The organism is Tenacibaculum sp. 47A_GOM-205m (assembly GCF_000518405.1).
Taxonomy (GTDB): domain Bacteria; phylum Bacteroidota; class Bacteroidia; order Flavobacteriales; family Flavobacteriaceae; genus Polaribacter; species Polaribacter lutimaris.
Map to the genome: position 1 here is coordinate 63,511 of NZ_KI912431.1, position 15,361 is coordinate 78,871.

Genomic DNA, 15,361 nt, shown 5'->3' on the forward strand with positions numbered 1-15,361 from the left:
AACTGTCAACTTATTTCTTGTAATACTTTTTGTTTTTTATCCAAGCGGCAATTCCTAAAATGGCTACAAATGCTACAGAATAATATACAGATGTTGGAGTAATTACTTTATCTCCACTAGCGTATGAATGCAGTCCTGATAAGTAAAAGTTTACCCCGAAATAAGTCATCATAATAGAAGCAATAGCAATGATAGATGCTAAGTTAAATGTATATCTTCCTCGTAAACCAGGTATTAATCGCATGTGTAATACAAAAGAATATATCATTATAGAAACTAAAGCCCAAGTCTCCTTAGGATCCCAGCCCCAATAACGTCCCCAACTTTCATTTGCCCACATTCCTCCTAAAAAGTTACCAATAGTAAACATTACCAATCCAACAGTCAACGCCATTTCATTGATAATTGTTAACTCTTTAATGTGTAAATCCATTTTCTTTTTATTCTTTTTGTTTGTGAAAATGATTAAGAATAAAGCAAATATTCCAAGAATCATTCCCAAAAAGAAAGGTCCGTAAGCGGCAACAATTATAGAAACGTGTACATATAACCACCAAGAGTTTAATACTGGTTGTAAGTTGGCAATTTCAGGATCTAACCAGTTTTGGTGAGCAAAAGCTAAAATAATCGAAACTAAAAATGTTGATGCTGCAATTGTTAATGAAGATTTTTTTCCTAAGATTAATCCAAACAACATAGTTGCTAATCCAACAAAAATAATAGACTCATAAGCATTACTCCATGGAGCATTACCACTAATGTACCATCTAGCTGTTAATCCTAATAGATGAAAAATAAATAAGAAAATTACAACACCTATCAATGCTTTCACAACACTACTAATCCATGGTTTGTTGTTGAAAATTTGAAAGAAAACAAATACAATTAAAAGTAAACTTGCATATCCGTAATATTTAGAAAGCTTTACAAAAATATTTAGTTTGTTGTAAGCTATTTCTAAATTGATTTTGTCTTTAGAAGGAATAACTTCTGAACCAAATTTTTGTTGGAATTTCTTAATTCCCTCTAAAACCTTGTTGGTTTCAGTATAATCTCCCGATTTTTTTGAAGCTTGTAACAACTGTAAGTATACAGGTAATGACTGACGTACAAAAACAGAGTCTGTTGCTTTAAAATTAGCTTGTAGTGTTTCTGGTTGCGAAACCCATTTGTTGTTTTCGTCGTTAGGGATTGGGTAAATACGTAAAATACCGCCTCCTAAGGCTTGCGATAATAACCAAACTCTTCTTTCAATTTTAATAGCGTCTTGTTCAAATTTATTTTGAATTCTTTTCTTTTCAGCTTCAACAACAAGCTTACTAATTTTAGAAGAACCGTCAGGATTGTAAAAATCAATAAAACGAGCATATTCTGTGTCTTCTGGAAGACCTAAAATTTCTCTAATTTGTGTGTTTCCTTTTTCTAGATACACAAAAGGAACATTTAACCAAAGCATTGGGTTTTCTGTAATAGATAGTAAAATTTGGCTAGGATCCATGTCTTTAAATTTATCGACATGTGCTACTTTTCTAACTAATTCCGAAGCAAAAGTATGAGCAGGCTTCATACGTCCTCCAGCATCTTGAATAACTAAAGAACTGAATAAATCAGCGTGTTTGTTGTTTACTTTGTTTGCGATTAAAATAGAATCAATTTGAGCTTCAGTAATTTGTTTAGGTTCATGTTGTTTGTGTTGACTAAAACCAGCTAAAGAAATAAATAAAGCGATTACTGATAATTTGGCTTTTTTATTACGGATTTTAACTAGCGATTGTTTTAAGTCGTAAAAACGAGTTCCTTTTACAAATAATATAGCAGTCATACCAAAGAATAATAAGAAGTAACCAATATAGGTAATCCAAGTACCCCAAAAATCATGGTTTACAGATAGGTGAGTTTGTTCGTGTTCACCTTCGATTTTATAGCTAGATTGGAAGAATTTATACCCTTTATAATCTAAAATATGGTTCATGTAAATTCTATAATCAAAAGTTTCTTCAGGAGAAATTACTGTAACTTCACTAGCATAGGCAGCAGCACTTTCTGAACCAGGGTATTTTTCTAATTGAAAATCGTTTAGTTTTACACTGAAAGGAGTTTCTAATAATTTAGAACCATACCAAGCTCTGAAGTTTAAATCACCAACGCTAAATTCTTGCTGATTAGCCACGTTAAATTTACCTCCATAAAACTCTACACGTTCAGTTTCTCCATTAGCAGTAATATCAAAAATAACGGTGTCGTACTTTTGATCGTCTTTTTTACCTCTTACCGTTTTAATTTCTCCTTTTTCAGGTGATTTTGGAACAACGAATTGTAATCCATTTATGTTATGAAGTGTTAAAAACTGGAAGTGTTGTGTGCTATCTTTAACTATTAATCCCTTTTTTTGATCAGCCATTCTAAGCCAATCACCATCATTTTTTGAAGTCATTTTTAAACTACCATCTTCATAGAAGAAGTTAATTGAGGCAGCGTTTCTATCTTCAGCTTCAAAACCAACTAAAATATTATGAATGTTTTCTATAGTACCCTTTTTAACATAGTGTTCATGTCTAGTTCCATCAGAGCTTTCAACAAAAAACAAGTGTTCTGTTCCGTTTTCATCGGGTATCATTTTAGTCTCAGACCAAGGAATATAATCAACTAAATTAAAAGTAACTTCATGATTTTTTCCATCTTTTTGAGGTTTGAAGTTTTCTGTAAAAGTAGCTGAGTTTTTGCCCCATGCAGAGAGTAGTAATTTATTAGCGGTAGTTTTTTGAAACTCGCTATTATCAATAATCACATTTAAATAAGTGTGTTCTGAATAGAATTGATTAGTGGTTTCTCCTTCATCAATAACCATTAAACCTTCATAACTGATGTATCTTGTAATACCTGCTCCAATTAAAATTAAAAGGAAAGACACATGAAATAATAATACAGCCCACTTTTCTTTTTTATATAATCGGTACCTGAAAATGTTTCCAAAAAAGTTGATTACAAAAAATACCATGATTAACTCAAACCACCAAGTGTTGTACACTAATGCTTTTGAGGTTTGTGTTCCGTAGTCATTTTCAATAAAAGTGGCAACTCCCATGGCAATGGCAAAAGCAAAAAATAATACGGCCATTAAACGGGTAGAGTAGAGGGTGTCTAAGATTTTTTTCATCAGTAAATCTGCTAAGTATAAAACGACGCAAATTTACGGATTAAAGCTCTAATCACCCTAAGAAATTAATCATTTTTAAAATGTAAAATGTTAAAGTTATGTAGGTTAATTTCCTATTTGTTCTCCCATTTTAACAAAGGTTTCCATTTTGTTTTTAGTGTTAGCTAAAATATCTTCGTCAATAGTGATTTTTGAGCTATCAACCAATAATACAATAGTAGACCCACCAAAAGCAAAATAGCCCATTTCGTCCCCTTTTTTCACCTTTATATTTGGGATGTAAGTTTCAATAATACTTCCAACCATCGTAGCGCCTACTGGAGCAATGATAATATCTCCTTTATTCTGTGTTTTTAAAGTGCAGAATTCTCTTTTGTTTTCACAAAATACTTTGGTAAAGTTTGAAGCTAAAGCATAAGGTGATACTGAAAAATAACGTCCTTTAATTTTTGTTACTTCAGAAGGAATTCCGTCGTAAGGGAAGTGGTAACGATGATAATCGTTAGGTGCCAATCGAAGTATAATTAAAGAATCGTCTTTATGCTTTGTGGCTAGTTCTTTGTTGCCTAAAAATTCTTCTAAGGTGAATTTTCGTCCTTTAACAAAGAAGTTTTGAATATCTGAAATATTTTTAAAGGCTAACATTTTTCCATCACCAGGAGAAACAAAACCTTTTTCAATAGGACGAGCGTCAGGTTTTAATTTTCGATAGAAAAAATCATTAAAAGAAATATAATCTTCTGAAGGCCTTTCAGCTTCGTTCATGTCAATTTGAAGCTCTCTAACAAAACTGTTTATTTTGTTAATAGAGTTAGGTTTGTTCATGAGCTTACCATACCATGATGATAAAAATTTACGCTTAACCAATGGCAATAAAGCCATTTTACCAAACGGATTGTTGTATAGCAATTTTAAGTACCCTTCTCCAGGAGGGGTTTCGGTAATTATTTTACCTGTTTTTCTATCAATGAATTTTATTTTCATAACCGTTATTCTTCGGTACTATCAATTAAAATAGTTAACATGTCAATAGCAGCTTGTGCAATTTTAGTTCCTGGACCAAAAACACCTACGGCACCAGCATCAAACAAGAATTGGTAGTCTTGTGCAGGAATTACACCACCAACAATAACCATAATATCTTCACGGCCATATTTTTTAAGTTCAGCAATAACTTGAGGAACTAAGGTTTTGTGTCCTGCAGCTAATGATGAGATACCTAAAATATGTACATCATTTTCTATAGCTTGTTTGGTAGCTTCTTGCGGAGTTTGGAATAAAGGACCTATATCTACATCAAAACCTAAGTCAGCATATCCTGTAGCTACTACTTTAGCACCACGATCGTGGCCATCTTGTCCTAATTTAGCAATCATAATACGTGGACGACGTCCTTCTAACTCAGCAAATTTATCAGCTAGTTCAGTAGCCTTTTTAAATAACTCGTCATCTTTTATTTCTTTACTATACACGCCAGATATGGTTTTATGCACTGCTTTATGACGTCCGAAAATAGTTTCAAGGGCGTCAGAAATTTCACCTAATGTGGCTCTGTTTCTTGCAGCTTTTACTGCTAAATCTAATAAATTTCCTTTACCTGTTTTAGCAGATTCAGTTAAATCGCTCAATGTTTTGTCAACTTCAGCTTGATTTCTTTTTGATTTTAAATCGTTTAGTCTATCAATTTGAGATTGACGAACGGCTTCGTTATCAACTTCTAAAATATGTAAAGGGTCTTCTTGTTTTAGCTGATATTTATTAACACCAACAATTATATCTTGACTACTGTCAATTTTGGCTTGTTTTATGGCAGCAGCTTCTTCGATACGCATTTTAGGAATCCCTTTTTCAATAGCTTTGGTCATTCCTCCTAATTCTTCAACTTCTTGAATTAGCTCCCAAGCTTTGTTGGCGATTTCTTCGGTAAGTTTTTCTACATGATAACTACCCGCCCAAGGATCAACCGTTTTTGTAATATGGGTTTCTTGTTGTAAATATATTTGTGTGTTACGAGCAATGCGCGCTGAAAAATCGGTAGGTAAGGCAATTGCTTCGTCTAAAGCGTTGGTGTGTAAGCTTTGTGTGCCTCCGAATGCAGCAGCCATAGCTTCAATTGCAGTACGAGCCACGTTGTTAAAAGGATCTTGCTCAGTTAAACTCCATCCACTAGTTTGGCAGTGAGTTCTTAATGCTAACGACTTTGGATTTTTAGGGTTGAATTGTTTTACCAATTTAGCCCATAACATTCTACCTGCACGCATTTTGGCAATTTCCATAAAATGATTCATTCCGATAGCCCAGAAAAAAGATAGGCGAGGAGCAAAGGTGTCGATATCCATTCCTGCTTCCAATCCTTTTTTTATGTATTCTAATCCGTCAGCTAAAGTGTATGCTAATTCAATTTCTGCTGTAGCACCAGCTTCTTGCATGTGGTACCCAGAAATAGAAATTGAATTAAACCTAGGCATATTTTCAGAAGTATATCTAAAAATATCAGCAATAATTTTCATTGATGGAGTAGGTGGGTAAATGTAAGTGTTACGCACCATAAACTCTTTTAATATATCGTTTTGAATAGTTCCTGATAATAATTCAGGAGCTACACCTTGTTCTTCGGCTGCTACAATATAAAATGCCAAAATAGGTAAAACGGCTCCGTTCATAGTCATGGAAACCGACATTTTATCTAGCGGGATCTGATCGAATAAAACTTTCATATCCTCAACAGAATCAATAGCTACTCCAGCTTTTCCAACATCACCTTGTACACGTTCATGGTCTGAGTCGTACCCTCGGTGTGTAGCTAAATCAAAAGCAACGGATAAACCTTTTTGGCCAGCAGCTAAATTTCTACGGTAAAAAGCATTACTTTCTTCTGCGGTAGAAAAACCTGCGTATTGACGAATTGTCCAAGGTCTACGAACATACATGGTAGAGTAGGGGCCGCGTAAGTTTGGAGCAATACCAGCAACAAAATCTTCATGTTTGAAAGAGTTGTTTACTGCTGCTTGTTTTTTAGGTAATTGTATGTTTGATATATCTTTTCTACTCATTTTTTAAACGTTCTTGTTCAAGCTTTTCAGCTAATCGTTTTTGAATAATTGGTTGAATCAAGGTTTTTTCGTTACGTACCTCTAAGAAAGGAGAAACTTCTAGGTCTTGTTTCATCTTATCATTTTCATTCTGGATTTTGTTGGTGCCTAGTAATACTAGTTTTCCAGAATCAAATAAGTCTTGTTCTTTTTTAGCGGATTCTTTTATTTTTCGTTGAATAACGCCTTCTTTCAGTTGTTTTAAAAAGCCACCACCTTGTTCTATTTGTTTGAAAACTTCAAGTGCTTTTTGTGCGAGTTGTTGAGTGATGGTTTCAATATAATATGTTCCATCTGCAATGTTTTGTGCTTCAGCAAGCTGGCTTTCTTGTTGTAAAATTAATAACTGATTTCTTGAAATACGCTCACCAAATTCATTTGGGTGATGGAATATTTTATCATATGAATTATTAGTTACTGTATTTGCTCCTCCTAAAATAGCACTCATGCATTCAGAAGTTGTACGAAGCATGTTTACATTATAGTCGTATATGGTTTTGTTTCGTAAACTTGGTTGAGCAAAAACATGAGCAGTTGCTTGGGCGTTGTATTCGCTTAATAAAGAATCCCATAAAATTCTGAAAGCTCTTAGTTTGGCAATCTCAAAAAAGTAATTGCTGCCTACAGCAAAATTGAAATGAATGTTGCTAGTAACTGAACTTCCGAAGTGATTTAAATATTCATTAGCATGTGCTAAAGCATAAGCTAGTTGCTGTGTAATTGTTGCTCCTGCATTTTGATAAATTGAAGCGTTAACACAAATAGCATTTTGTGAATTGTTTGCTATTTCTTCAAGTTGATCGTGGTCACTTTTAAGGTTTGAATACCAGTTTCCTGAACTTGCTAAATGACCAATAATATCTGTATTAAAGTAACATTTTTCAGAGTTTATAAAAGAGGATACATCTTTAATAAAGTCTGAGGATAAGAAATCTAATGAAAAATAGATTGTGATATTTTCTGTGTCAATTCCTTTTAATAATATTTTGTAATCAAACTCTTTTTTAGCTAAAAATTGGATTGATGAAGCACCTCTTTGAAGTGAATCAATAGCAAAAGCATTGGCTTTTTCTTCATCGTTAATAAAAATTGACTGACAAATACTAAAACCTTCTTTAGGGATGTTAACCTTCGTGTTTGTTCTATCTTCTTTAGTATAAAAAGGTTTTACAGTAATTCCTTCTTCTGTCTTCCATAATAAGGTTTCGTTATAGTCGCCTCCTTTAAGGTCTACTTGTATTTGTTGTTTCCATTCAGCGGGGTTAACTCCGTTAAAATCTTCAAATAAATAATTACTCATTACTTTTTATGGTGTCAAATTCAATAATATAAATATCTTCATCATCTTTCTTCATTAAATATTTTTCTCTAGCGTAGCGTTCTAGTTGAAGAGAGTCTTGAAGTTGTTGTATCGTTTGCTTGTCTTTTTTGATTTTCTTTTCATGATACTCAATCCAACTTTTCAGTTCCTTAATTTCGGAATTAAACTCCCTATGTGTAAGGTACGAATTTTCGTCAAAAAAAAGCATCCAAACTACAAATACAGTAAGTATAATTACGTAAATATTAGTAGCGATTTTAAAGGATGGTTTGTTTTTAATTGATTTGAAATTCATGTTATAAGCGATCGTTAATTACGGTTCTTACAATATCAATAGCCACAGTATTATATCGATCATTTGGTATAATAATGTCAGCGTAATTTTTTGTAGGTTCAATAAATTGTTGATGCATTGGTTTTAAAGTAGTTTGGTAACGGTTTAAAACTTCATTAACATCTCTACCACGCTCTTTAATGTCTCTTCTGACGCGCCTAATTAAGCGTTCGTCAGCATCAGCATGTACAAAAACTTTAATGTCACACAAGTTACGAAGATCTTCGCTATTAAAGATTAAAATACCTTCAATAATGATAACTTTTCTCGGATGTGTTTTTATAGTGTCTTTAGTTCTGTTATGTGCTACAAACGAATATACTGGTTGTTCAATAATCTCTCCATTTTTTAACTCAGTTAAGTGTTGAACCATTAGATCGAAATCAATGGCTCTTGGATGATCGAAGTTTATTTTGGTACGTTCTTCGTAAGTAAGGCTATCAGTTTGTTTGTAGTAAGAATCTTGAGAGATAACACATACTTCATCAGCAGGGAGCTCATTAATAATTTGATTTACTACAGTAGTTTTTCCACTTCCTGTTCCTCCTGCAATACCAATAACAAATATGTTTTTCATTAAATCTTTGTAAAAATAGAGTTATGACAAATTTAGTAAAATAAGCGCATAAAAAAAGCGCTAACTTTTGTTAGCGCTTTTGGCTTTTGAGCCGATGGAGGGACTCGAACCCACGACCTGCTGATTACAAATCAGCTGCTCTAGCCAGCTGAGCTACATCGGCGTTTTCCTTTAAAGCGTGGCAAATATATAACGTTTTTTGATACTGCAAAAACTTTTTTTATTTTTTAGGTGACTTTTTTTTGATGTTTTTTTTAAGTGTTTGAAAGTTAGTTTGTTTTGGGGTAAAAAAAGTGAAGAAAAAAATAAGAAGTCGGGATGAGTGGATTCGAACCACCGATCTCTGGTCCCCCAGACCAGCACTTTAACCGGACTAAGCTACATCCCGATGAGTACAAATATATTTAAAAAGAAAAAGTTCTAAGTAAATTTACTTAGAACTTTATCAAGAATAAATATTATAATGAGAGTAGTAGTTAATATAACTACAATTCTTATGTATATATTGTTAACGCGTTAAAACACTGTTTATTGTTTAGGCAGTTAAAGGTTTACCTTTTAAACGTTTTTCAATTCGTTGTTTTACAGCTGTTAAACGTTTCATGATGTCCATTAACGTAGTGTCTTTTGTTTTTTTGTATACCTCGTTAATCTCTAAAATTAGAGCTTTTGCTTCTCTAGCAGCTAAAATTCTATCGCTAGTAGTCACAAATTTGAATTTTCTGTTTTCAAACTCTTCTGCCTTATTGATTAATTCTGATTTCATAAAATCTACCAATTTTAATTTAAAATTTTCTTTTAGGTTTGTCTGGTAATTGATTTGGTTAAAAAAATAACCCCTAAAATAACTGGGGCGACAAATTTAGAAGAAACTTTATGTTTACTATAGGTAAACTTATCAATTTACTTTATAGGTTTATAAATTTTTCTTATAGAGCCCAAAAATCTTTTTATATCAATTATAGACATAATCTATAAAGATAAATATAGTAATTTTTATTTGTTATGTCAAATTATTAGCAGAATATTAACAATTTTTGACTATTCATTTAATGATTTGTTAAGGAATTGTAGTGTTTTAGTGAGAATACAGTATTTTTGTTTATGTTAGAAAAAATAATTACAAAATGAAAAAAATAATTTTAATAGTTTTTGCTTTTGTGTTTTTGTCATGCAAGAGTCAGGGAAAAAGAGCAGTTTTAGGAGAGTCTGATTTCCAGATAGAAATGAATACCAAATTTAAAGATGCTTCAAAATCACCTTTAACAAAAAAAGGATTAAAAGAGTTTAAAGGGTTAGATTTTTTTCCGATTGATGATGAATATACTGTAAATGCTAAATTGGAGTTATTACCAGATGCGCCTGTTTTTAATTTTCCTACAACAACAGATAGAGTAGTATTGTATAGAAAATATGGAGTGTTATCTTTTTCTATAGATGGAAAAGATTTTGAGCTAGCTATTTATCAAGATATAAACCCTGACTCTGAATATATTAATCATTTATTTTTACCATTTTTAGATAACACGAATGGTAACACTTCTTATAAAGGAGGACGTTATATAGATGTATACACCACAGATATAAAGAAAGACGGAACCGTTATAATTGACTTTAATAAAGCGTATAACCCGTATTGTGCGTACAGCGATCGTTATTCGTGTCCTATTACTCCTCAAGAGAATTATTTAGACATAGAAATTAAAGCTGGAGTAATGGCTTATAAAAAACCTTAATCAATAAAAAAAATCCTGCAAGCGCAGGATTTTTTTATTTTGAAGGAGGGGTTAATCCTTCTTTAGTGTCTTGTTCAATAGCTTTAGCTAGTAAATCTAAATAGGGTTTTCTAACCTTTAATTTTGTTTCTTTATGTGCTTTTTTGTTTAGCTTGGTAAACATTTCAGCAATTTTAAAAGCGGTGGGTAGTAAGTGTTCTTGTGGAACGATTTTATCTAAAAATCCTGCAGTAACAGCTTCTTTCGGATTGTATATTTCCGAACAACTTACGCTTCTCTCAAAATAAATAGGGGAAAGACGAGCTTTAGCAATTTCGATACCTGCATTGTGCATGGTCATTCCAATCATAACCTCGTTCAGTCCAATTTTAAAATCTCCTTCAATACCTAATCTGTAATCTACAGAAAGAAGTAAAAAAGCACCCTTAGCAACAGCGTGTCCTGAACAAGCAGCAATTATAGGGTAAGGAAAAGATAACATCCTGTGCGATAATTCTGAACCTTTGGTAACTAATTCTAAAGCAGAATCAGCAGACTGTGTCATGCTTTTCAAGTCGTAACCAGCAGAGAAAATTCCTGGTTGCCCAGTTAAGATTACTGGTTTTTCTTCTTTTTCGGCGTTATCAAAGGCAGTATTTAAAGCGTCAATTACTTCATGAGAAATTGCATTGGCTTTACCGTTTGTAATTGTTATCATTACATGGTTATCTGCCGAGGTGTATTGTATAAGTTCGTTCATTTGTTAAGTGAATTTTTTGATGATTGAGGATTGTTTTTTAGAGTAATTCTTCAATTTAAATGTTTTTAATTAAAGATTTTGTGGGTTTCCCCAAAGGTAACTTACTAAGAAAATTCCTGCAAAAACAGCCAAAAAACCAATAATAAAACTAGCAATGGTGTATAGAGCAAAACTGCTAAAATCACCTGATTTTAAGAAAACATGGTTTTCGTAAGCAAAGGTTGAAAAAGTGGTAAAACCACCACAAAAACCAGTAGCTAATAATAAAGTGTGGTTTTGTGTTAAAGCTTGGTTTTTGGCAGCTAATCCTAAAATAATTCCGATAAGTAGGCTTCCTAAAATGTTAGCAGTAAAAGTTCCGTAAGGAATTCCTGTTTGTGAGCTGTTTAATGCTTTTCCAATGATGTATCGTAATACGCTTCCTATTCCGCCGCCTAAAAAAACTAATAAAAATTGTTTCACAAAAATATTTCTAAATTAAAGCTTGATAATAACCTGTAAGAGAACTTTAAAGTAGTTCTAATCGGTTTTCTGTATGTGCTAAAATAAGAAAACCTCACAAATTTGTGAGGTTTTGCTTATATATAAATTATGTAGCGGTTTATAGTTCTACATCATCAGCGTCTGTCCAGTTCCACTTTCCAGTAATTATTCCATTTTTAACAGTTAAGATACCAGGGTTGGCTCTGATAACAGTTTTTAAGGCAGTTTCATCACAGAATCCGAAAGTGTATGGTAGCCCATATTTTTGTTGGGTAGCTGCTAAATCTTCAATATAAGAAGCAGTTAATACATAAACTTCATAACCTTGTTCGCTAGCTTGTTTTGCTACTTCTGAAACTTTTGAAATTCCTTCTTCCTCAGTTTTATCAAAATTAGACATAACGATTAGCATTGCTTTTTCTTTAGCTAGCATTTCTTCTAATTTATCGCCTTCGTCAGTTTCAATCATAAAATCATGAATAGGAGGGATGTCATCGCTTCCTTCTTGGTACTTCATTCCTTCAGCAATATCAGTTCCTACAGAATAAGCCCTGAAATCAATAATCGGTAAGTGTTGTAGCACGTAATACGTTACTAGAAGTGATATAAAAACTGAAGTAAAAGTTGTTATGGAAGCAATTTTACTAGAAATGAAAGGTTTTATGTATTTAACTCCTAAAATTAGGATTATAATAAATACCATAAACACAACATTTTTATAAAACGTTTCTTTTGGTGTAAGTTTTAAAGCATCTCCAAAGCAACCACAATCAGTAACCTTGTTATAAGTGTAAGAATACCAAGTTAAAAATAAAAATATAAGGTTAATACCAAATAAACTCCAAACGGTGAATTTTGCTTTGTAACCAACTAAAAGCATAATACCTAAAACTAATTCGGTAACAATTAAAAGGATAGAAAAAGGTAAAGCAAATGGTATTAAGAACTCTAAGTTTAGTACACCAGCACTAAAATATTCTTCAAACTTGTATTGAGATCCAATAGGGTCTACCAATTTTACAAATCCAGAATAGATAAATAGTAATCCTACTAGTACTCTTGAAATATGAGTCAATAATTTTAAAATCATATTAGGGGTTGTTTTAGGTTAATTTTCTGATTCAGAAAGGTGAATCATGGCAAAAATAGCATAATTAATCATATCTTGATAATTAGCATCAATTCCTTCAGAAACTAAAGTTTTACCTTGATTGTCTTCAATTTGTTTTACACGAAGTAGTTTTTGTAGAATTAAATCGGTTAGTGATGAAACTCTCATATCTCTCCATGCTTCACCATAGTCATGGTTTTTATTTTCCATTAACTCTTTGGAGATTTTTATGTGTTTGTTATACAGTTCGGTGGCTTGCTCTGTAGTTAAATCAGGCTGTTCAACAACGCCTAATTCTATTTGAATTAATGCCATTACAGAATAATTGATGATACCAATAAACTCTGATTTTTCTCCTTCATCAACTTTTCGCTCAGTATTTTCTTGTAATTGACGAATGCGTTGTGCTTTAATAAATATTTGATCGGTTAGTGATGGAAGTCTTAAAATCCTCCAAGCACTACCATAATCGCTCATTTTTTTGATAAATAAACTTTTACATTCTTCAACTACAGCATCATACTGTTTTGAGGTGTCTTGCATCTTTCCTATTTAAAAGTATTCGACCAAAAATAGTAAATATTACAAGCTTTTCATTTATTTTTACTTAGAAATTTAGTGTAATGACAATTAATTGTAAAGGAACCTTGGTAGATTTAACAACACCTAAGGTTATGGGGATTTTAAATGTAACTCCTGATTCTTTTTTTGATGGAGGAAAGTATAAAAACGAACATGATATTTTGACTCAAACAGAAAAGATGTTGAATGAAGGTGCTACTTTCATAGATGTTGGAGCGTATTCTTCAAGACCAGGAGCGAAGCATATTTCTGAGGAAGAAGAATTACAAAGAATTTTGCCTGTGGTTGAGTTGTTGGTGAAAAACTTTCCTGAAATTTTTATTTCAATTGATTCCTTTAGGAGCAGGGTAGTAGAAGAGTCTATTAATGCTGGAGCTGCAATAATAAATGATATTTCTGGAGGAAATATGGATGAGAGAATGTTTGAAACTGTGGCGAAATTGCAAGTTCCGTATATAATGATGCACATGCAAGGTATACCACAAAATATGCAGCAAAATCCACAGTATGAAAATGTAGTTACTGAAGTAATTTCTTTTTTTGCAGAACAGCTTTTTAAACTTCGTCAATTAAAAGTAAATGATGTAATTATTGATGTAGGTTTTGGTTTTGGAAAAACTGTTGATCAAAATTATGAATTGCTTAAAAAATTATCATTGTTTAAAAATTTAGATGCTCCTATTTTAACAGGAGTTTCAAGGAAATCTATGTTGTATAAGTTATTAGGTACTTCAGCTCAAGAAGCTTTAAATGCAACTACGGTAGCCAACACTATCGCTTTGTTAAACGGAACGCATATTTTAAGAGTGCATGATGTAAAAGAAGCAGTTGAGGCTGTAACGATTGTAAATCAGTTATAATAAAATGCTTACATTTACTTGTTTAGATTATTTTAAACATTAAAAAACTTCAAGAAAATTAATGAACCTAGATTTTATCGACTTTTCGTTTTTGGATGTGCTGGATATTTTTTTAGTAGCTATGCTACTTTTTTATATTTATAAATTATTAAAAGGAACGGTAGCAATTAATATTGTAATTGGAATAGCTTTTATCTTTTTAATATGGAAAGTTACTCAAGCTCTAAACATGGAGATGTTAAGTGGTATTTTGGGGTATTTACTTTCAGGAGGAGTTATCGCGCTGATTATTGTATTTCAACAAGAAATCAGGAAGTTTTTATTAATGATAGGAACTACGAATTTTTCTACTAAAAGAGGTTTTTTAAATCAACTAAAATTTTTAAAATCTGAGATTCATTCAGAAATAGATATAGAAACTATATTAAGAGCTTGCACTAACTTGTCTAGAACGCAAACTGGAGCGTTATTGGTAATAGAAAAAACGAATAACCTTGATTTTTTAGTGAATACTGGTGATAAAATGAATGCTTTAGTCAATGAAGCTATAATTGAAAGTATTTTTTATAAGAATAGTCCGCTACATGATGGGGCAACAATTATTAGAGATAACTACATTATTGCAACTCGCGTGATTTTACCAGTTTCTGACAGTGCAAAAATACCTGCACGTTTTGGTTTACGACACCGTGCTGCGATTGGAGTTTCTGAAAAAACAGATGCAATTTGTTTGCTGGTCTCAGAAGAAACAGGAGAAATCTCATACATAAAAGACGGAGAGTTTGTATTGTATAAATCATTAGAAGAACTCCATAAAAAATTAGAAAAAGATGTAATGGCATAAATAAAAAGGCTCGCAATTTGCGAGCCTTTTTTTATTGTGTTCCGTGTCAAAAAAATTATTGAGCAGGAGCCATTTTAGATTGAATAGCGGTCATAACGCTATTGAATTTTTCAGCAGCAGCTTCATCTAAGTTAGCAACGATCTCTTTAGCTTGAGTAGCTAATTCAACACCTTTTTTAGCTAATTCAGTATTTTTAACAACATCACCTTTAGCTTCGATATAATCTTTAGCGTATTGAGAATAAGTTTGTAAATACTCACCTACTTTAGGATCTTCAAATTCAGGAATTTCGATACCTTCAATTGCAGATTTTACTGCTTCAGCAGCCTCTTCTGTTGCTTCAGTAGCAGCTTCAGTAGTTTCTTCTACTGCTTTAGTAGCAGCATCTGTAGCTTCTTCAGTAGCATTTTCTACAGCTTCAACAGCATCTTTAGTAGCGTCTTTAGCATCTTCTTTAGTGTTTTTACAAGAGGTAGCTAATAAAGCACCAACTACAAATACTGATAAAATTACTTTTTTCATCG

The 15,361-nt window shown here is 32.3% G+C and carries 15 protein-coding genes and 2 tRNA genes; 3 read left to right on the forward strand and 14 right to left on the reverse strand.

Going from position 1 to position 15,361, the window contains the following annotated elements; genetic code table 11:
* Positions 1-10: 10 nt before the first annotated feature.
* The 9 genes from ccsA to N534_RS0112395 form a co-directional block, all read right to left on the reverse strand.
* Positions 11-3,157, reverse strand: a complete 3,147-nt coding sequence (gene ccsA, locus N534_RS0112355; protein ID WP_028892785.1) for a cytochrome c biogenesis protein CcsA — start codon at positions 3,155-3,157, stop codon at positions 11-13.
* Positions 3,158-3,262: 105 nt separating this feature from the next.
* On the reverse strand, positions 3,263-4,141 hold the full coding sequence (locus N534_RS0112360; protein ID WP_038006084.1) for a phosphatidylserine decarboxylase: 879 nt from the start codon (positions 4,139-4,141) through the stop codon (positions 3,263-3,265).
* 5 nt (positions 4,142-4,146) lie between these two features.
* Positions 4,147-6,210, reverse strand: coding sequence for a methylmalonyl-CoA mutase (gene scpA / locus N534_RS0112365; protein ID WP_028892787.1), 2,064 nt, complete (start codon positions 6,208-6,210; stop codon positions 4,147-4,149).
* Positions 6,203-7,549, reverse strand: coding sequence for a methylmalonyl-CoA mutase subunit beta (locus N534_RS0112370; RefSeq protein ID WP_028892788.1), 1,347 nt, complete (start codon positions 7,547-7,549; stop codon positions 6,203-6,205). The genes scpA and N534_RS0112370 overlap by 8 nt, the downstream gene beginning before the upstream one ends.
* Positions 7,542-7,865, reverse strand: coding sequence for a septum formation initiator family protein (locus N534_RS0112375; RefSeq protein ID WP_028892789.1), 324 nt, complete (start codon positions 7,863-7,865; stop codon positions 7,542-7,544). The genes N534_RS0112370 and N534_RS0112375 overlap by 8 nt, the downstream gene beginning before the upstream one ends.
* A 1-nt stretch (position 7,866) precedes the next feature.
* The gene (gene udk, locus N534_RS0112380; protein WP_028892790.1) at positions 7,867-8,472 is read right to left on the reverse strand and encodes a uridine kinase; all 606 of its coding nucleotides are present in this window, start codon (positions 8,470-8,472) and stop codon (positions 7,867-7,869) included.
* A gap of 98 nt (positions 8,473-8,570) precedes the next feature.
* Positions 8,571-8,644 (reverse strand) — tRNA-Thr (locus tag N534_RS0112385).
* Between the two features lie 150 nt (positions 8,645-8,794).
* Positions 8,795-8,869 (reverse strand) — tRNA-Pro (locus N534_RS0112390).
* 147 nt (positions 8,870-9,016) lie between these two features.
* Positions 9,017-9,247 (reverse strand): hypothetical protein, encoded by a 231-nt coding sequence (locus tag N534_RS0112395; protein ID WP_028892791.1) that lies wholly within the window; start codon positions 9,245-9,247, stop codon positions 9,017-9,019.
* Positions 9,248-9,608: 361 nt separating this feature from the next.
* Here N534_RS0112395 and N534_RS0112400 point away from each other — a divergent pair, with 361 nt between their 5' ends.
* Positions 9,609-10,217, forward strand: a complete 609-nt coding sequence (locus tag N534_RS0112400; protein ID WP_028892792.1) for a DUF1684 domain-containing protein — start codon at positions 9,609-9,611, stop codon at positions 10,215-10,217.
* Between the two features lie 34 nt (positions 10,218-10,251).
* Here N534_RS0112400 and N534_RS0112405 read toward each other — a convergent pair whose 3' ends face one another.
* The 4 genes from N534_RS0112405 to N534_RS0112420 form a co-directional block, all read right to left on the reverse strand.
* A complete protein-coding gene (locus N534_RS0112405) occupies positions 10,252-10,956 on the reverse strand; it encodes a crotonase/enoyl-CoA hydratase family protein (protein ID WP_028892793.1) in 705 nt (234 codons plus the stop codon).
* Between the two features lie 69 nt (positions 10,957-11,025).
* Positions 11,026-11,418: a fluoride efflux transporter CrcB gene (crcB, locus tag N534_RS0112410; RefSeq protein WP_028892794.1), complete on the reverse strand. Its 393-nt coding sequence runs from the start codon at positions 11,416-11,418 to the stop codon at positions 11,026-11,028.
* Between the two features lie 139 nt (positions 11,419-11,557).
* Complete coding sequence (locus tag N534_RS0112415; RefSeq protein ID WP_028892795.1) at positions 11,558-12,529, reverse strand: DoxX family protein; 972 nt, start codon at positions 12,527-12,529, stop codon at positions 11,558-11,560.
* Between the two features lie 18 nt (positions 12,530-12,547).
* Positions 12,548-13,093: a DUF1599 domain-containing protein gene (locus tag N534_RS0112420; RefSeq protein ID WP_028892796.1), complete on the reverse strand. Its 546-nt coding sequence runs from the start codon at positions 13,091-13,093 to the stop codon at positions 12,548-12,550.
* An 80-nt stretch (positions 13,094-13,173) separates the two neighbouring features.
* Here N534_RS0112420 and folP point away from each other — a divergent pair, with 80 nt between their 5' ends.
* Positions 13,174-13,992 carry a dihydropteroate synthase gene (gene folP / locus N534_RS0112425; protein WP_028892797.1) on the forward strand — a complete coding sequence of 273 codons (819 nt, stop codon included), beginning with the start codon at positions 13,174-13,176 and terminating at the stop codon, positions 13,990-13,992.
* 61 nt (positions 13,993-14,053) lie between these two features.
* Complete coding sequence (gene cdaA, locus N534_RS0112430) at positions 14,054-14,836, forward strand: diadenylate cyclase CdaA (protein WP_028892798.1); 783 nt, start codon at positions 14,054-14,056, stop codon at positions 14,834-14,836.
* Between the two features lie 55 nt (positions 14,837-14,891).
* Here the strand turns inward: cdaA and N534_RS14815 are convergent, their stop codons facing one another.
* On the reverse strand, positions 14,892-15,359 hold the full coding sequence (locus tag N534_RS14815) for a hypothetical protein (protein ID WP_051435924.1): 468 nt from the start codon (positions 15,357-15,359) through the stop codon (positions 14,892-14,894).
* Positions 15,360-15,361: the final 2 nt, after the last annotated feature.